Origin of the sequence: Polyangium sp. 6x1, assembly GCF_029946515.1 — a bacterium.
Classification (GTDB): domain Bacteria; phylum Myxococcota_A; class Polyangia; order Polyangiales; family Polyangiaceae; genus Polyangium.
Genome location: NZ_JARZHH010000069.1, coordinates 1 through 16,966, shown reverse-complemented (window position 1 = coordinate 16,966; position 16,966 = coordinate 1). Strand labels below are relative to the sequence as shown.

Sequence of the window (16,966 nt, the reverse complement as noted above, 5' to 3'; positions counted from 1 at the left end):
GCATCCATGTCCACCGACGCCGCCTCGCTTTCCCCACGCAACGTCAGCGACTCGATCACGACGATGACCGAGTACGTGCTCCCGACGCACGCGAACGCGCTCGGGAACGTGTTCGGCGGGCAGATCCTCGCGTGGATCGATCTCTGCGCGGCGATCTGCGCGCAGCGTCACGCAGGCAGGCTCGCGGTGACGGCGGAGTTCGACGACGTGTCGTTCGAGGCGCCCATCAAGGTCGGGCAGGTCGTGCTGCTCCGCGCGCGCGTGACGGCGGCGTTTCGCACGTCGGTCGAGATCCTCGTCGACGTCGAGGGCGAGGACGCGCCCTCGGGCAAGCGCTGGCGCTGCGCGCACGCGTTCGTGACCTTCGTGGCGATGCAGGAGGTCGACGGCGCGCTGAAGCCCGCGGCCGTCCCGTCGCTCGTCTGCGAGACCGAGGAGGACAGGGCGCTCGCCGCAGAGGCGAACGAGCGAAGGAATCAGCGTCTCGCGCGGCGCAAGCGCCGTGATGTTCAGCGAAAACTGGGGTGAGTAACGGGGCTCGAACCCGCGACAGCTGGTACCACAAACCAGCGCTCTACCAACTGAGCTATACCCACCGTGGTACGACCCCTGAGGGGCAACACCGGGCGCGCACTATACACGGTTCGCCGTAGTGTGCAACGACTTCGTTTCAGATCCCTCGCCAGCGCTCGGCGGCCGTCGTCCGGGCTTGCGTGACCTCGCCCGTGTGCCGGAAGGAGGCGGGCGGCGCGTTGCTCGACCTCGGTTCGGCCGAGGCCGCGCTCGCCGCGCCGAGCAGCGTCTCGGCGAGCGAGCTCGACAGCGCCGAGAGGTCGTAGCCGCCCTCCAGGAAAAACGCGAGCCGCCCCTCGGCGCTCCGCAGCGCCGCGTGACCGACGAGCGCCGCCATCGCCGCGTAGCCCTGATCCGACACGCACATGTCCGCCAGCGGATCGCGCTGGTGCGCGTCGAAGCCCGCCGACACGAGGATGAGCTCCGGCTCGAACGCCTCGAGCACCGGATCGACGATCTGCCGGAACGCGTCGGCGTAGACGCGATCCCCCGCGCCCTGCGAGAGCGGCACGTTCACCGTGTAGCCCTCCGCGTCGCCGCCGCCCTTCTCGCGCACGCCGCCCGTGCCCGGGTAGTACGGGTACTGGTGCAGCGAGATGTAGAGCACGCGCGGATCGGTCCAGAAGATGTCCTGCGTGCCGTTGCCGTGGTGCACGTCCCAGTCGAGGATCGCCACGCGCTCGAGGCCCTTCGCGAGCGCGCTCGCGGCCGCGACCGCGACGTTGTTCAACAGGCAGAAGCCCATGCCGCGGCTGCGCGTCGCGTGGTGGCCGGGCGGGCGCAGGAGCGCGAGGCCGGGCGCGCGCGCCTCGCCGGGCTTCTGGCTCGACGGATCGAGCAACGCGTCGACGAGCGCGATGCCGGCGCCCGCCGCGCGCCGCGCCGCGGCGACGGACGAGGGCGCGAGGTACGTGTCCGGATCGAGCGAGGCGTGATGGCCCGCGAGGCTCGCGAGGTTCGCGAGGTAAGCCTCGTCGTGCACGCGCGCGAGCTCCTCTTCCGTGGCGTCACGCGACGCGACGGGCACGGCGGCGAGGCCTTCACGAGCACAACGATCGAGCGCCGCGCGCGCCGCATGCAGGCGCTCGGGCCGCTCGGGGTGGTAGCCGCGCGAGCGGTGGTCGTCGAAGAGCGCGTCACCGACGACGAGGATCTGCGAGGCGGGGTTCGTTGCGATCATGGCACTCCGGCGGGGACGGTTGAGGACTCGCCCGGGCGGATGGTAACTTCCTCAGCCCGTCGCCCGCAAAGGAGGGCGGCCTCTCATGCGCGCAAAAATCATTGCCGTTTTCACGGTGGTCGTGCTGGTGGTGGGGGTGCTCGCGTTTGCCTTGACCCGGGCCTCCCTGAACCCGGGGTCGCCCCGGACCGACGCGGCCCGAGCGCTGGTCGCCGCCGAGGCGGTTCTTCGTGTCCAGGCCGGGGAGGTCGAGCGGTGGCTCGCGTCCCAGGCCGCGGATCCGAAGGTGCGTGAACCCTTCAGCGCAGGCACGGGCCAGGCCAGGAGCGACGGCGCCACCAGTGTGGCGAACGGTATCAAGAGCGCCACCGGCAAAACGCCCGCGATGGCTGGGCTCGCGCCCTCGCTGGTGGCGATCGTGGACGCGAAAGGTACGGCGCTCGGCCGGGACGGCTCGCCGTTCTTGCGGGGCGATGATCTGGGCGGGATTTACCCAGCGCTCCGGGCCGGGCTCGCGGAGGGGCGTGCGGGCTCGGACGTGTGGGTGACGCCGTCCCGGAACGAGCAAATGCTCGTGTCTTGGGCGCCCATCCGGGGCGAAAATGGGCAGGTGCTCGGCGGGCTCTTGATGGGGATCGCGCTCAGCGACGGCCTCATCGGCGGCGTCGGGGCCCAGACGAGCGGCGCGCCGTTGTGGCTCCAGGTCAAGACCCAGGAGGGCCTGCGCGTCGTCACACGCTCGAAGATGGACCTCGGGTCGATTGTCGACGACAAGCAGCTGGAGACAGGCGTGAGCGAGGCGCTCGCTTCGGGGCAAGCGGTCGACGTGGCGACGCTCGTGCCCGATTTCGCCGTGAAGGTGAGTCCGCTCGGCGGCTATGGGGACGGGCGGCGCGCGGTGCTCGTGGCGGCGACGCGGGCGAACACGCCGGCGACGACGATCCTTTTGTTCCCATTCCTGGGGGCGATGGCGGTCGGCATCGTGCTCGTGGCCATCGCGGGCCATTTCCTCGGGCAATCCATCACGCGGCCCGTCGAGGAGATCGAGGAGGGGCTGCTCGCGATCATGAATGGGCGGACGGACCTTCGTTTCCAGATCGTGCATCCGGAGCTCGGCGGGCTCGTCTCGCGGCTGAACAGCCTTTTGAGCCAGCTCCTCGGCGTGCAGGAGGACGAGGAGACCGGGGCGCCACCGCCGGCCCACGCGGCGCGGGGCAAGGATTTCCCGGAGGCGCTCGCGGTCGACGAGTCGCTCGCGCAAAATCGTGCGTCGGGCGGCGAGGCGACGGCGCTCGGGGCGGAGGCCGAGGCCGCGTATCACCAGCGCATCTTCGACGATTACATTCGCGCGAAGAAGAGCGTTGGGGATCCGGTCGATCACATCACGCGGGACGCGTTCGTCGCGCGCATCGTGGCGAGCGAGAAGCAGATGGCGCAGAAGCACGGAAAACCCGTGCGGTACAAGGTCGAGGTGCGGGGCAAGGAGGTCGTCCTGCTCGCGGTGCCTATCGGCTGAAGCACGGCGGCGGGCGAACGAATGCTCTAGATGCCGTCACAAACCAGCGTGCAGGTGAGCGCGCCCGCGCCATCGTCCACGCAGCGGCCCTCGAGGCATTCCTTGCTCGTAGCGCACGCCGTGCCGAGCGCTTTCTGCGCCGCACAGGTGCCCGCAGCGCAATAAAAGGACTCGGCGCACGTGTCCGTGCAGGGGGCGCCGACGCCGGGGAGCGTCGCGCAGGTGCCCATGGTCGAGCCCGGCGGCTCGTTGCAGTACTCGCTCGTGCATTGCGTCTCGTCCGTACAGCTCTGGCCGTCGGCGACGAGACCCACGATCGCGTCCGGGCATTCGAAATCATTGCCCGCCGAGGCTTCACACGAGAGCGCCCCGTACGCCTGCACGCAGGACGCGAGCTTCTCGGCGTCGACGGAGATCCGGCCCTCGGCGACGTCGTTGTGCCTCGCCACGAGCGTGATGCCGAGGAGGGCGCCCGTGATGAGGAGACACTGGGACTTGGTGTTGTACAGAAAGCCCGTCCGCTCCTGCTCCGTGCAGCACTCGAAGCTCCTCTTGCACTCCGCGGCGACGATGGGCGCGCCCACGTTCTCGAGCGCCGCGTCGGTGGCCCCGGGCCCAGGGCCGCCGCCCTGGCAGACCGTGACGCACTTCTTCATTCCGCTCCCATCGTCCACGCAGGTCGTGTTCAGGCATTCGTTGTTGCTCGAACAAGCCTGACCGTCGGCCTTTTTCTGTACGCACTTGTCGGTGGGGCCATCGCAGTAGAGGCCTTCCGCGCAATCGTCGTTCTCGGCGCAGGCCGCGCCCTCGGCCGCCGGGGCGACGGCGTCGACGCACGTGCCCACGGAGGCGCCGCTCGGGGTCTCGCACGCCTTGGACTTGCATTCGAAGTCCTCCTCGCATGCGCCGCCCTTGTCGACCTTGCCGATGATGAACGCGTTGCAGCTCGCAAAGCCGCTCGTCGCGAATTCGCCGCAGGTCTGCGCCTTCAGCGTGTCGAGGCACGCCGTGAACGCCGCGTCGTCGAATTCGATGCGCCCGCTCGCCTCCGACTCCTTCAGCATGGGCTCGTAGCCTCCGTCCCAGAACGTGCGGTAGAGGATCCGGCAGCCCGCGTAGTCGACGACCCCCGAATTGCCGACGCGGGCCACGAGGTCCTGGGCGTTGCAGCACTCGAAGAGCTTGCCGCAGATGGCGTCGACATACTGCGCGCCTTGGCTCGATCCGCCGCCGGCGCCGCCACTTCCCCCGGCGCCGCCGCTTCCGCCGCTTCCGCCGCTTCCGCCGCCGCCCTCTGTCGTCTTGCCGCCGCCCTCGTCGTCACAAGCCGGGACTGAAAGCCCGATGAAAACGGCGAGAGCGCCCGTTGCGATGCTTTTCGTGATGTTCTGAATCATGGATGTAGCCTCCTCCCGCGCCGAAGATCGCTCGCCTGCGCCCCGACGTCGAGCCTGCTCGCACGGAACCCGCGGCCGAAGGTCCCGTCATCAGGCCCCCGGCACGTCAGCCGTGCAAGAAAGCCGTGAGCGGCGTCGCAGCAAGGAGGACCACGGCGAGCGTGAGCGCGTCGATCGGCGAGAGGGAAACCCAGCGCTCGCGGGCGAGAATTTCGGCGGCGTAGGAACCATTCCATTCGCTCGCAAGCGAGGTCGGCATTTCATTGGATCCAGGTGAAGGCGGGCATTCGTTGCCCGTGGCCTGCTGGGCATGGCAGGTGGCTCCTTCCAAGCAGCTTTCCGCCTGCGAACCGCGCGACGAGCACGGCGAAAAGACATCTCGCGCACGAATGTGTGTCAATACGCCCCGCGCCCTTGCCACGCCGATGTTCATGAGCAATAAAAGGTCCCCACCTTCGCTGGAGATATCATGGTGAACAAATCGCGCTTCCTTGCAATCGGTCTCCTCGCCGCCCTCGCCGTGCCCGCCTGCGCTGCGCAGGATTCTACGCTGCCGGAAGAAACGGAATCGGCCGCCTCCGCTGCCACTGCGACACGGATCTATGCCTCGGAGGGCGACCTCGACTTCTCCTTCGAGACGCTCGGCACGTTCGAGGAGCGCGACGGCGTCCGCGCGCTCATCTTCCGCGGCACCGCGAACCGTTACCTGCAGAGCGTCTTCAGCTTCGTGCCCGATGACGCCTTCGCGCAAGCGAACATCATCAGCGAGCGCCGGCTCGAGGTCGTGATCCACGAGGGCCACGAGCTGAATTCCTTGCTCTCGGGCCTGCCGCTCTTCGTCGCCATCAACACCTTCACGGGCACGCCGAACCAGTACACGGCCCGCGTCGAGATCTCGGCGCGTTTTTACGATTTCCTCGGGGCGAGCGACCTCTGGATCGACGAGGCCGTGCAGCCCTATTATGCCGTCAACGGCGTCGATAACATCGTCTATCGCGGCGGCGTGAACGTGCTCGGATATCCGCTCACCGTCACGGCGCCCGACGGCGCGCCGACGGTCTTCCCCATCGACGCGGACAGCTACCGCCTCGACTGGTCGTACGCGAATCTGCACGACGCCATCGATCCGCACACGCAGTCCTTCTCCTTCAGCGCGACGCGCCCCGACGGCACCGTCGCGAAGAAGTCGGCGCGCCTCGTCGCGCGCGTGACGGGCCTCGCCCTCACCTCCGGCGACCCCTACAATGTGTGGCCGACGCCCGCGTGTGAGCCCGCGGTTTATGCTTGTTACCACAGCCAGCCCGCGGGCACGACCGATTTTGCGGCGTGTGGCACCTACCGCCAGGTGCAGCGCTGTGTCTATGCGAGCGCGTGCGACGTGATGCAGGAGCCGCTCTCGCTCTCCTCGATCGACGCTTCCTCGCTCGAGCCGGCGCGCGCGGCGTGGAACCAGGGATCGAGCGGCTACAACTGGCGCAACATTCAGCCCATCGCCGCCTACGACACGCCAGAGTGTCCGGCGTCGCCGGTCACGATTGCGAGCGTGATCGACGAGATCGCCGCCACCGATCAGAATCAGCCGGCCTCCGAATACGGCACGTTCACCGATCGCGCCGGCCTCGCCGCGACGAATTTCTTCGGATCGACCGGCGGAAGCGCTCTGCTCGCCGCGATCGACGCCTTCGCGGGCGGCGGCGACATCGAGGCGTGGTCCTACAGCGAGCAGGTGTCGTGCCACAACTGCACCGACTTCGTCTCGCGTGTCGTGCTCTACTACCCGGGTAGCGGCGTCGTCCTCGTCCTCGACGGCAATTACGGCTACGACTCCTGATCTCGCGCGGCGCCCTCGTCGCTCGTTCAGAATCCGAAAAAGGCGTGGGCCTCGCGCCAAACACCTCGCGAGGCCCCCACCCGAGCAGACGAAATCAGGGCATCATCGATCCGCCAGCGCCGCCCATACCGCCAGCGCCGCCCATTCCCCCAGCGCCGCCCATACCGCCTGCGCCGCCGGTGCCGCCCATTCCCCCAGCGCCGCCCATTCCGCCGGCGCCGCCCATACCGCCCGTCCCGGCGCCGCCCATACCGCCGGCTCCGGCCGTGCTGCTGCTGCTGCTCGACGAGGCCGTCGTGTTGCTCCCGGGGGGCATGTTCTCCTCCTCCACGTCCCCGCAGGCCGCGAACGCAGCGCCCGAGAGCGCTGCGCACGCGAGAGCCACGGCAAGGGTTCGCATGGGAGTCACTCGACGAAGATCGCCCCCGTCATCCCGCCGAGGGCATGCACGTCACAGTAATACCCGAAGGTGCCCTTGTCCGGCAGGCTGAACGTCGCGCTCATTCCGCTCGTCGTCTTCTTGATCGGCGAGGCCGCGTCCTCGGTCTTCGTGATCCCGTCGACCGTGCCGCCCACGAGCGGGTGGAGCGTGAAATTCGACTCGAACACGACGTCCGAGCCCGCCTTCACGCGAATGCACTTCGGCGCATAGGCGAGGCCCATGGTCTTCACGGTCGTCGACGCGTCGGCCGTGTGATCCTCGGCCATATCCATCGTGCAGCCGTTGACCGCCATCATGCCGCCGCCGCCCGCGCCGCCGCCACCGCCCGCGCCGCCCATACCGCCCGCGCCGCCGGCGCCGCCCATACCTCCCATGCCGCCGCCGGCGCCGCCCGTCCCACCCATGCCACCGCCTGCGCCGCCTGCGCCGCCCGTGCCGCCCGTGCCACCGCCCGCGCCGGCCGTTCCGCCGGAGCCGCCGGTGCCGGTATCGTCCCCACAGCCCGCGCCCGCTGCCAGCATCGCGCCCACGACCAAAAGCATTCCGATTGTTCGCATGTTCAAGCTACCAACCTTTCTCGCGTGGTCCGGCTCCCCCGGAGGCCGGATCCACCTATGACGGCACCCTATCACCCTTTCCGTATCCGCGTCTTCACGGGCGCACGACATCGACGTGGCTGGAATCCGCGATGACCATCCTCTGCGCATAGCAGATCCCAGGGGACCTGGAATCTCCGATGACCATCCTCCCCGGATGCCCATCCTTCGTGCCCTCGGCCCTTCCGCCCGGGCGACGATCGGCTTACCCTTCCAGGAGTCGTGCTGCGTTACGCCCCTCCGCCGGATTTTCGGTATGTGTGGCTCGTCCCGGGTCCGAGCTTCCGGGCGCTCACGCTGGCCGCCGGCACGGTGGGGCTCTCGAGCCTCGGGCTCGCGCTCGGGCCCGAGACGGCGGCCTGGTCGCTCACGTCGGGCTCGCTTCCGATCGGGCTCGCCGTGGCCGGCGGCGCGGCGTTCGCCGTCGGCCTCGTGCGGCAAATCCAGCGGCCACGGGCGCCGTCCGGCGCGCGCGAGGTCAGCATGGCCATCGTGCCCTGGGGCGTGCTCGTCGACCCGGGCGCCGAGGCGCGGATTCTGCGCTGGTCGGCCGTTCGAAAGGTCGACGTCGAGGTCAAGCACACGCTCCGCGGCGGCACGCCCGCGATCGTGTCGAGCGTGGTGACGGTCGAGACCGAGCACGACGTGCTCGCGGGGCACGCCGTCGGGGCCGTGGGCCTGGAGTCGCTCACCGTGAACCTCGACGCCTACGCGGACGAGGCATCGCGGCCGCTCGCCACGGACCTCGACGGCATGGAGGTGCTCGGCGAGGACGGGCTCGGGCCCGTGGTGGGCCTTCTCTTGCGGCATGCGCAGGAGCTCTGCTCGACGAGCCAGGGGGCTTTGCGGCTGCACTTGCCGGCGGGCGACTATCGCCACGCCTCGCTCCGGGCGCCGGGTCCCGAGACGTGCGCCGTGCTCGGCCGCGCGCTCGCGGGCGACGTGCCGGGCTCGGCGGATCCGCGCCCGATCGCGGCGCTCTGCGCGGCCTTGCTCGGCGCAACGGCCGTCACGCCGAAGCTTTTGCGCCTGTCGAGCTCGCCGCATCCGGTCGTCGCCGCCGTCGCGCGCGCGGCGGCGCTCCGCCTCGGGGTCGCCCCCGCGAAGGTGGGGTCGATCGAGGAGGTGGACGAGTTCTTGTTCGAGGAAGATCGGGAGACCATCGCCCGGATCGCCGCCGGCGTCGATTGAGCGGTCGGCCGGATTCGATATTTTGTAATGTAATCAAAGGAAAAACATACGGGACTTTCTTGCCGGCCCCCTCGCTCCCCTGCTAGGCCTCCTGGAGGAGCAACGGTGGTGCAGAGGCGGCGGATCGTGATGGGGCTTTTCGGGCTCGGGGCGCTTTGCTTCGGCGCCTGCGCTCGTTCGGTTCCGCTGCCCGGCGAGACCACGTCGAGCGCCGAAGGCGGGCCGGCCTCGTCGGCGTCCGCCGCGACGTCCGCGTCCGCCGCGCCCGCGGCCCTGTCCGCCAGCACGACCACGCCCGCCGCCGCGCCCGCCCCGCCTCCCGCGCGCTGGGCCGACGCCGTGCGCCTCGAGCGCTGGGACGAGGCTGATGCGCAGCTCGACGCGCTGCCCGAGGCCGATCGGCAGCGGCCCGAGATGCGGTACATCCGGGGGCGTGTCGCGCTCGAACGGGGCGACGCGGCGCGCGCCGTCGAGCTCCTCACGGGGCTCGACAAGGAGCTGTCGCAGCTCGCGGACGACATCGTGCGCCGGCGCGCCGAGGCCGCGGCCGTCGCCGGGCCGTTCGCCGAAGCCGCGGCGTTTTTCGGCAAATCGAGGACACCCGCCGACCTGCATCGCGCGGCGCTCGCGCTGGAGAAGGACGGGCAGCTCGTTCCGGCGCGCTCGATCCTCGATCGCGCGCTCGCCGCGGCCGCGAAGTCCCGCAAGAAGAGCGACGACGCGCCGCTGCGGGCCGCCCGCGCCCGGATCGCCGAGGCCCAGGGCCTCTTGCCCATCGCGATCGCCGACCTGCGCTGGCTCGCCGTCGAGGCCGCCGGTTCGCCCGAGGGCGAGGCCGGCGCGGCCGCGCTCGATCGGCTGAAGCAATCGCTCGCGCCGAAGGATCAGCTCGCCCGCGCGCTCGCGCTCGTCCGGGCAGGGCAGGCCGAATCGGCGGTCCCGCTCCTCGACGAGCTCGAAAAAAAGAAGACGGTGCCGCTCCTCGACGTGCTCCACGCGCGGGCCGAGGCGAAGCTCAAGGCGCGCGACTATCCCGAGGCCGAAAAGGCCTTCCGCGTGCTCTCCACGCTCCCCGGCCCGCGCAAGGTCGAGGCGCTGTATCAATCGGCGAACGCGCTCGCCCGCGGAGGACAGGCCGACGAGGCGATCAAGCGCTGGCTCGACATCGCCGCGCGGTTCAAGAAAAACAGCTGGGCGGAGCGCTCGCTTTACCAGGCCGCGCGCTGGCTGCTCCTCCGCGGGCGTTACGACGAGGCCGCGCCGCTCTATACGCGGTACCTCGGGCTCTTCCCGAAAGGCGCATATCGCGAGGACGCCGAATACGAGCAGGCGCTCGCGCTCCTCTCGGCAGCGCAGCCGAAGGCCGCGCAAAAGACGCTCGGCAGGCTCGCGAAGGCCGCGAAGAAGCCCGACGAGGCGCAAAAGCTCCGCGAGCTCGAGGGGCTCGCCGCCTTCCGCGCCGGCGACCGCAACGAGGCCGTGCGCCTCTGGACCGAGGTTGCCCGCGCATTCCCGCTCTCCTTCGCCGCGCTCGCTGCCCGCTCACGCCTCGCCTCCGCGGGCGCGCCCTTGCCGCCGCTCATCGAGCCCGGGGTCGCGCGCCCCGTGAATCCGCTCGACCTCGATCTGCCCGATCCGGCGCGGCTGCTCGTCTCGCTCGGGCTCGACGCCGAGGCCGAGGGGGCGCTCGTTCCCTTCGAGCGCGAGGCGGCCGCGCGTTTCGCCGGTCGCGAGGGCGAGGCGCTCTGCGGCATGTACGGCAAGCTCGCGCATGCGCGGCGTCGGTATCGGGTGGGCGTGGCGCAGGTGGGGATGCCGCAGCTCCTGCGCGCGCCGGGCGAGGCCGATCGCTGGGCGTGGGAGTGCCTTTATCCGCGGCCTTACCTCGACGAGGTGCAGAAGCTCGAAGGGGAGCACGAGGTGCCGCGCGGGCTCGTGCATTCGCTCATGCGGCAGGAGAGCGCATTCGACCAGGAGGCGCTCTCGCCCGTGTTCGCCGTGGGCCTTTTGCAGCTCATGCCGAAGACGGCGGAGAAGGCCGCGGCCGAGGTCGGCATGAGCTTCGATCCGTCACGGCTCAAGAGCCCGCACGTGAATTTGCGGCTCGGATCGTATTACATCGGCAAGCTGCTGAAGACGTTCCGGAAAAACTCGGTCCTCGCCGTGGCCGCGTACAACGCGGGGCCGCGGGCCGTGGGGCAATGGATGCGGCCGGGCGTGGACGCGGAGGCGGACCTCTGGGTCGCGCGTATTCCCTACGACGAGACGCGCAATTACGTGGCGCGCGTGCTCGGCAACCTGGCGCGATATCAATGGCTGGAAGGCGGCGACGCGGCCGTCGCGCCGCTCGTGCTGGAGGTGCCGGTCGACGTCGAGGTGCCGCTGGACGCGTACTGATCGCATCCGTCGCGGATCGTGTAGAGTGTCCGCGTGGGAAACGTCGCCCCCTCCTCCCGAAGCCCGTCGGTTGTCGGGCCCGGGGATCTCGTCGCTGGGAAGTACCGGGTCGAGCGGGTCATCGCCGCGGGCGGCATGGGCGTCGTCGTGGCGGCCCGCCACGAGAGCCTCGACCAGCGCTACGCGATCAAGCTCCTGCGGCCCGAGATCCTCGACAACGAGGAGGCCGTCGCCCGATTCCTCACCGAGGCGCGCACCGCGGCGCGGCTCGAGAGCGAGCACGTCGCGCGTGTCTTCGACGTGGGGCGCCTCGACGCGGGCGTGCCGTACATGGTCATGGAGTACCTCGACGGCGTCGACCTCGACCAGCTCGTCGAGAGCCGCGGCCCCTTGCCGGTCGTCGAGGCCGTCGACCTCGTCGTGCAGGCGCTCCAGGCCATCGCCGAGGCGCACGCCGCGGGCATCGTCCATCGCGACATCAAGCCGGCGAACCTCGTGCTCACGAAGCGCAGCGACGGCTCGGCGCGCATCAAGGTCCTCGACTTTGGCATCTCCAAGCACCGCAGCATCGACGCCTCCGGCGCGGTCGCCGGCGCGATCACCTCGACGCAGCAGGTGATCGGCTCGCCGCAGTACATGGCGCCCGAGCAGATCTCCTCGCCGAAGAACGTCGACGGCCGCGCCGACGTCTGGGCCATCGGCGCCACGCTCCACGACCTGCTCACGGGCAAACCCCCGTTCGACGGCGAGACCGTGGGCCTCATCCTCGCGCGCGTGCTCCGCGACTCGCCGCCGCGCCTGCGCAGCGATCGCCCCGACGCTCCCGCGGGCCTCGAGAAGGTCCTCCTCCGGTGCATGGAGCGCGAGCCGAGCGCGCGCTTCCGCAACGTCGCCGAGCTCTCGGCCGCCCTCGCCCCGTTCGGCTCGACGGCGTCGAAGGTCGCGGCCGAGCGCATCGCGGGCGCCCTCGGTCGAGGCACCTCGGCCACGCTCTCGACCTCGGCCACCTCCGTGCGCTACGGGCACCCCGCCCCGGGTCGCGTTGCGCGGCTCGTCGGGGCGGGCCTCTTCGGCGCCGCGCTCCTCGGCGCCGGCGCCTGGGCCCTGCTTGGCGGGAGAAACGTCAAGACCGAGCCCGCCGTCGCCCCTGCCGCGGAGGTCGCGCCGCCGCGCCCTCCCACCGACGTGGGGGTCGCGCCGGTCGCTGCTTCGACCGACCTCGCGCCCGCCTCTGCCTCGGCGGCCCCTCTGGCCCCCGCGTCCGCGCAAGCGTCGGCGGCCCCTGCCGTGATCCCGCGCTTCCCGGCGACATCGAAGGGGGGCACGCCGAACACGACCAAGAAGACGAACAAGGCCGATCTCCTGAACGATCGACAATGAGGAAGGTTCGCACCGGGGGGCGCCGCTGCGGCCCCGGCTGCCCGGTGTCCCGGCAAGGTTGGCGCGCCCCCCTCGTTTCGCATGCGCGTGTGAGCCTCGGGCGTGTGGGCCCACGAGAACGACGGTTGAGATTCGGAGCGATCGACGGTACTTTGCTGGCCCCCCGCATGCGCTTTCGAACGATCGCCGCCGTCCTGCTCCTTTCGTCGTTCGCGGGTCCGGCTGCGGCGTTCGGGCAGGGCAATCCCGCGAATACGCCGACCGCGGCGGACAAAGCCCTCGCCGAGACCTTGTTTCGCGAGGCAAAGAAGCTCATGGGCGACGGCAAGGTGGCCGAGGCCTGCCCCAAGTTCGCCGAGAGCCACCGGCTCGATTCCACCCTGGGCTCGCTCCTGAACCTCGCGGTCTGTCACGAGGAGGACGGCAAGACCGCGAGTGCGTGGGCGGAGTTCACCGAGGCCGTCTCGCGCGCCCTGGCCGCGAAAAACAAGGAGCGCGCCGCATTCGCCAAGGAGCGGGCCGCGGCCCTGGAGAAGAAGCTCTCGCGCGTGGCGCTCGACGTGACGGTGAAGGCGCCCGGGATGAAGGTGACGCTCGGCGAGCGGGAGGTCGGCGAGGCGACCTTTGGCACGGCCATGCCCTTCGACCCGGGTCCGCTCGCGCTGAAGGTGGAGGCGCCGGGCAAAAAACCGTATGTCGAGACAATCCAGGTCGAGCCGGGTCCGTCCGAGAAGCGCGTGCAGGTTCCAGCGCTCGAAACCGCGCCGCCGGTGAAGCCCGAGGAGGAGGCGACGACGAAGGGCGGGCTCGGCGGGCAGCGGATCGGGGCGCTCGCCGCGGGCGGGCTCGGGCTCGTGGGGATCGGCGTGGGCGCGGCGTTCGGGGTGATGGCCCTCGAAGGCGCGGCCGCGCTCGAGGGCCGGTGCAGCGGCGCGACCTGCAAGACCACGGCGGACGTCGAGGAAAACGACGAAGCGCTCCTCCGGGCGCACATCTCCACGGCGGGATTCGTGGTCGGCGGCGTCGGGCTCGCGGCGGCCGCCATTCTCTGGTTCACGGCGCCGAAGCGCGGGCAAAAGCCGCCCGCGACCGGGTTCGTCCACGTCTTGCCCTCGGTGAGCCCTACCGGCGCGGGCTTCGTGATGGGAGGTGCTTTCTGATGCGCGCGCCCTTCTGGAGGCATGCCACCCTGGGGGCGTCCGCGCTCCTTTCCCTGTGCGCGACCGGCTGTCATCTCGTCGCGGGCCTCGAAGAGCGCGAGGTCGCCGGATACGGGGGCGTCGGGGGCCAGACCTGTGATCCGGTCCATGGCAAGCCGGGGCCGGACCTCGGTCCCGCCTTGATGGTCGGCCAGATCCCGATCGTCGAGGAGACGGAGCGGCCGAGGCACCTCGCCGTCGATTCGCTGGCCGATGGCTACGTGTACTGGTCGAGCGAGGCGGCGGGCACGCTCGGAGGCGTGTGGCGCGCGCCCAAATTCCCGGAGAATCTCGTGACGAAGGGCGTGCAGGTCGCGCCCGTCGACGCCAGCTTGCGCACCATCGGGCAGCTCCTCGTCGATGGTACGAATTCGTATGTTTACTGGGTCGAGCGCCCGGTCGGCGAATGCACGCCGGACAACCCGCTGCGCATCATGCGGATCGCGCCGGGGGAGACGTGCGCCGTCGGCGAGCAGCTCTTCGCGAGCTGCGAGGCGGGGGTGAATCAGATCGCCCTCGACGGGGCCGCGTTGTACTGGACCGACCCGCCCGCGCACAAGGTGTGGTCGATGGACGTGGTCACGAAGGAGATGACCGACACGCAGCTCGCCGCCGACGTTGAGCCGGTCGCGATCGGGGTCGACACGGAGGCCGTCTTCTGGAGCGCCCGGGTGGGCGCGGCCGGCGAGCACCGCTTCTTCCGGATGGCCAAGAAGACGAAGGAGATCCAGGAAGCCCCTGCGGAACACCTCGCGCAGATCTTCGCCCTGCACGACGAATACGTCTACTGGATCAGCCCCGATTTCGGCGTGGCCGGGCGCTTCACCGCGAATGACATCAGCAACCAGAACCCGTTCCTCGAGGGCATCGACAAACCCGGCGACATCGCCTTCCGCGGCGACAGGGTCTACGTCTCCGCGGCGGCCGAGGCGATGGTGCGTATCTTCACGAGGGATATGCTGGAGCCACTCAATCCCCTGGCGACGGTGCAGGCCTACCCGCAGGGCATGGGCCTCGTGGGGGACTATCTCTTCTGGGCGAACTTCCAGGGAAACGTGATCATGCGGCACCAATTCTAGGCCGCGAGAAGGGGCCCCGCGCGGGCGCGGGCGGAGCCCCTTTCGTGTCACGTCACGGGCAGGCCATGACGTTGTTCGCCGCGCCGGGCGTGGGCTGCCCGACCTTGAACTTGTCGCCATTCTTGCGGCCGTCGCCACAGCGCTGGATCGAGACGGTGTTCTGCGCGCCGCCCGAGCCCTCGCTCACCTGCGTGCGGCCCGTCGTGCCCGCGGGCCCGATGAGCGCGTCGAGCAGGCCGTCGTCCGCGGCTTGGCCCGTGGAATAGACGAGCACGTCGATGAGGTGGTTCGACGAGGCGGCCGTGCCACTCGGGAACGACGCCGCCGGGGCCTGGAAGACGCCGACCGCGTCCTGGCCATTTTGAATGACGCTCGTGTTGGCGAACGCGACGGGCGGCGTCGGCGTCATGCCGGGGCTGCCGACCCACAGCATGCCATTCGCGTCGGTCGTGCCATTGAGCGACACGGTGAGGTAGGACGGCTCGTTCGCCTGGCCGCCGTTGAAGAAGACGAGCGTGTATCCCGCGAGGCTCACGTTCGGCACGCCCGTCGTGACCTCCACGATTTCAGCCGTGTCGGTGCTCGCTTGATCGCTGTCGAGCTCGTTGATGAGCAGGTGGATCACGGTCACCTGGAACGGCGCCGTGTCGCCGCCCGGCGCGGTGACGACGAGGTCCTGCAGCGCGATCGGCGTCGTGTCGGGCACGTTCGTGATCGTGATCTGCGTGTTGCTGTCGACCGTGAACGTCTGATCGACGCCGCCGATCTTGACCGCCGTCGCGCCCGTGAAGCCATTGCCCGTGATGACGAGCTTGCCGCCGTGCGCGATGACCTGGTAATCGACCGACGTGATCTTCTGGGCGAGGCAAGCCATGTTGCCCGCGCAATCCGTGTCGGCGCAGTCGACGAGGCCGTCGCAATCGTCGTCGACGAGGTCGGCGCAGGCCATTTCCATCGTCATGCCGCTCGGGCAGACGCACATCATCGACACGGCCTCGCAGACGAGGCCGTTCGCGCCGCACGACTTGTCGGCGCAATCCGTGTCGGCGCAGTCGGTCGCCATGTCGCCGTCGTCGTCGGTGCCGTTTCCGCAGTTCTCCTGCGGCAGACACGCCGGAGCGGCGGCGCAGTCGGGATCGGCGCAATCGACCATCATGTCGCCGTCGTCGTCCTTCATGTTGCCGCAGTCCTCGACACACTGCGGCGCCATCGCGCAGTCGGGATCGGCGCAATCGATGAGGTTGTCCGCGTCCTCGTCGAGCATGGCCGTATCGCAGACCTCGGCCGTCGCCACGTTCGCCGCGCCCGGCGTGACCTGCGTGGTCGCGCGCCAATCGACGCTGTCGTCGCTCGTGTCCTGCCCGTTCGGGTAGCGAATGATCGAGCGGATCGGCGAGGCCGCGGCCTGGTTGTCCGACGCGGTCGTCGCGGTGCCCGAGACCAGCGAGACCGTCTTTCCGTGGAGGTCCACGGCCGTGATCTGGCCGTCCGGCGTGCCGTTCTCGTACGAGATCCCGTCGAGGAGCGTATTCGTCTTCGTATCGAACAGCGCGACCCCGTCCGGCGCGCCGTTCTGGATGTTGTCCATCGCATTCGGGAGCGACAGGACGATCGCGGCCGGATCGATGTTCATCACGCTCGCGCCCGCGATCACGACATACCCGCCGGCGGCGAGCGTCCCGGTGAGCTTGGTCGCGGTGCCATAAGCGACGTCCGCGCCGCCCGGGCCCGTGCCATTGACGAGGATGACCTCGACGCCGTCGAGCACCACGTCGCTGCCGGCATTGTAGATCTCGATGAACTCGGCCGTGTCGGAGCTGACCTGGTCGTAATCGACCTCGTTGATGACGAGCTTGCCGCACGCGGGCGCCATCGCGCAGTCGGCGTCGGCGCAGTCGATGTCGCCGTCATTGTCCTCGTCCGCGCCGCCCACGCAGACCTCGGAACACGCCGCGAGGCAGTCGGCGTCGGAGCAGTCGGTGTCGCCGTCGCCGTCGTCGTCCATCATGTTGTCGCAGATCTCGGTGGGATTGACGCCGCCGGATCCACCGGCGCCGCCCATGCCGCCGGCGCCGCCCATGCCGCCCGCGCCGCCCATGCCGCCGGCGCCGCCCTCGCCGCCCATGCCACCGACGCCGCCCATGCCGCCGACGCCGCCCTCGCCGCCCACGCCTCCGGTGCCGCC

At 70.1% G+C, this 16,966-nt stretch carries 14 protein-coding genes and 1 tRNA gene; 8 read left to right on the top strand and 7 right to left on the bottom strand.

Annotation, left to right across the window (positions count from 1 at the left end):
- The first annotated feature begins 6 nt into the window (after positions 1-6).
- Positions 7-528 carry an acyl-CoA thioesterase gene (locus QHF85_RS40370; protein ID WP_281332761.1) on the top strand — a complete coding sequence of 174 codons (522 nt, stop codon included), beginning with the start codon at positions 7-9 and terminating at the stop codon, positions 526-528.
- Here the strand turns inward: QHF85_RS40370 and QHF85_RS40365 are convergent.
- Positions 521-596: transfer RNA gene (locus QHF85_RS40365), tRNA-His, on the bottom strand. The genes QHF85_RS40370 and QHF85_RS40365 overlap by 8 nt on opposite strands.
- 74 nt (positions 597-670) lie before the next feature.
- On the bottom strand, positions 671-1,753 hold the full coding sequence (locus tag QHF85_RS40360; RefSeq protein ID WP_281332760.1) for a histone deacetylase: 1,083 nt from the start codon (positions 1,751-1,753) through the stop codon (positions 671-673).
- A gap of 85 nt (positions 1,754-1,838) precedes the next feature.
- Here QHF85_RS40360 and QHF85_RS40355 point away from each other — a divergent pair, with 85 nt between their 5' ends.
- The gene (locus tag QHF85_RS40355) at positions 1,839-3,269 is read left to right on the top strand and encodes an MXAN_5187 C-terminal domain-containing protein (RefSeq protein WP_281332759.1); all 1,431 of its coding nucleotides are present in this window, start codon (positions 1,839-1,841) and stop codon (positions 3,267-3,269) included.
- Between the two features lie 26 nt (positions 3,270-3,295).
- Here QHF85_RS40355 and QHF85_RS40350 read toward each other — a convergent pair whose 3' ends face one another.
- The gene (locus QHF85_RS40350) at positions 3,296-4,666 is read right to left on the bottom strand and encodes a hypothetical protein (protein ID WP_281332758.1); all 1,371 of its coding nucleotides are present in this window, start codon (positions 4,664-4,666) and stop codon (positions 3,296-3,298) included.
- 106 nt (positions 4,667-4,772) lie between these two features.
- Positions 4,773-5,099, bottom strand: coding sequence for a hypothetical protein (locus QHF85_RS40345; RefSeq protein ID WP_281332757.1), 327 nt, complete (start codon positions 5,097-5,099; stop codon positions 4,773-4,775).
- 36 nt (positions 5,100-5,135) lie between these two features.
- Between QHF85_RS40345 and QHF85_RS40340 the strand changes: the two genes are divergently transcribed.
- Positions 5,136-6,497, top strand: coding sequence for a hypothetical protein (locus QHF85_RS40340; RefSeq protein WP_281332756.1), 1,362 nt, complete (start codon positions 5,136-5,138; stop codon positions 6,495-6,497).
- 94 nt (positions 6,498-6,591) lie between these two features.
- Here QHF85_RS40340 and QHF85_RS40335 read toward each other — a convergent pair whose 3' ends face one another.
- Both QHF85_RS40335 and QHF85_RS40330 read right to left on the bottom strand, forming a co-directional pair.
- Positions 6,592-6,897 (bottom strand): hypothetical protein, encoded by a 306-nt coding sequence (locus QHF85_RS40335; RefSeq protein WP_281332755.1) that lies wholly within the window; start codon positions 6,895-6,897, stop codon positions 6,592-6,594.
- Positions 6,898-6,902: 5 nt separating this feature from the next.
- Positions 6,903-7,496, bottom strand: a complete 594-nt coding sequence (locus tag QHF85_RS40330; RefSeq protein WP_281332754.1) for a plastocyanin/azurin family copper-binding protein — start codon at positions 7,494-7,496, stop codon at positions 6,903-6,905.
- A gap of 261 nt (positions 7,497-7,757) precedes the next feature.
- On the opposite strand from QHF85_RS40330, the gene QHF85_RS40325 reads away from it, so the two are divergent.
- The 5 genes from QHF85_RS40325 (at position 7,758) to QHF85_RS40305 (ending at position 14,781) form a co-directional block, all read left to right on the top strand.
- Positions 7,758-8,726 (top strand): hypothetical protein, encoded by a 969-nt coding sequence (locus tag QHF85_RS40325; RefSeq protein ID WP_281332753.1) that lies wholly within the window; start codon positions 7,758-7,760, stop codon positions 8,724-8,726.
- A gap of 105 nt (positions 8,727-8,831) precedes the next feature.
- Positions 8,832-11,123 (top strand): transglycosylase SLT domain-containing protein, encoded by a 2,292-nt coding sequence (locus QHF85_RS40320; protein WP_281332752.1) that lies wholly within the window; start codon positions 8,832-8,834, stop codon positions 11,121-11,123.
- A 33-nt stretch (positions 11,124-11,156) separates the two neighbouring features.
- Complete coding sequence (locus QHF85_RS40315; protein ID WP_281332751.1) at positions 11,157-12,503, top strand: serine/threonine-protein kinase; 1,347 nt, start codon at positions 11,157-11,159, stop codon at positions 12,501-12,503.
- Positions 12,504-12,670: 167 nt separating this feature from the next.
- Positions 12,671-13,663: a hypothetical protein gene (locus tag QHF85_RS40310; RefSeq protein WP_281332750.1), complete on the top strand. Its 993-nt coding sequence runs from the start codon at positions 12,671-12,673 to the stop codon at positions 13,661-13,663.
- Entirely contained in the window at positions 13,663-14,781 is a 1,119-nt protein-coding gene (locus QHF85_RS40305) for a hypothetical protein (protein ID WP_281332749.1), read from the top strand. Before QHF85_RS40310 ends, QHF85_RS40305 begins: the two co-directional genes overlap by 1 nt.
- A 52-nt stretch (positions 14,782-14,833) precedes the next feature.
- Here the strand turns inward: QHF85_RS40305 and QHF85_RS40300 are convergent.
- On the bottom strand, positions 14,834-16,966 hold a 2,133-nt coding region (locus tag QHF85_RS40300; RefSeq protein WP_281332748.1), incomplete at its 5' end, for a lamin tail domain-containing protein.

Bases quoted from the DNA above. Each gene is read 5' to 3' on its own strand.
- QHF85_RS40340 (WP_281332756.1), top strand. From the start codon at position 5,136: ATGGTGAACAAATCGCGCTTCCTTGCAATCGGTCTCCTCGCCGCCCTC.
- QHF85_RS40330 (WP_281332754.1), bottom strand. From the start codon at position 7,496: ATGCGAACAATCGGAATGCTTTTGGTCGTGGGCGCGATGCTGGCAGCG.
- QHF85_RS40305 (WP_281332749.1), top strand. From the start codon at position 13,663: ATGCGCGCGCCCTTCTGGAGGCATGCCACCCTGGGGGCGTCCGCGCTC.
- QHF85_RS40355 (WP_281332759.1), top strand. From the start codon at position 1,839: ATGCGCGCAAAAATCATTGCCGTTTTCACGGTGGTCGTGCTGGTGGTG.
- QHF85_RS40370 (WP_281332761.1), top strand. From the start codon at position 7: ATGTCCACCGACGCCGCCTCGCTTTCCCCACGCAACGTCAGCGACTCG.
- QHF85_RS40345 (WP_281332757.1), bottom strand. From the start codon at position 5,099: ATGAACATCGGCGTGGCAAGGGCGCGGGGCGTATTGACACACATTCGT.
- QHF85_RS40335 (WP_281332755.1), bottom strand. From the start codon at position 6,897: ATGCGAACCCTTGCCGTGGCTCTCGCGTGCGCAGCGCTCTCGGGCGCT.
- QHF85_RS40310 (WP_281332750.1), top strand. From the start codon at position 12,671: ATGCGCTTTCGAACGATCGCCGCCGTCCTGCTCCTTTCGTCGTTCGCG.
- QHF85_RS40360 (WP_281332760.1), bottom strand. From the start codon at position 1,753: ATGATCGCAACGAACCCCGCCTCGCAGATCCTCGTCGTCGGTGACGCG.
- QHF85_RS40350 (WP_281332758.1), bottom strand. From the start codon at position 4,666: ATGATTCAGAACATCACGAAAAGCATCGCAACGGGCGCTCTCGCCGTT.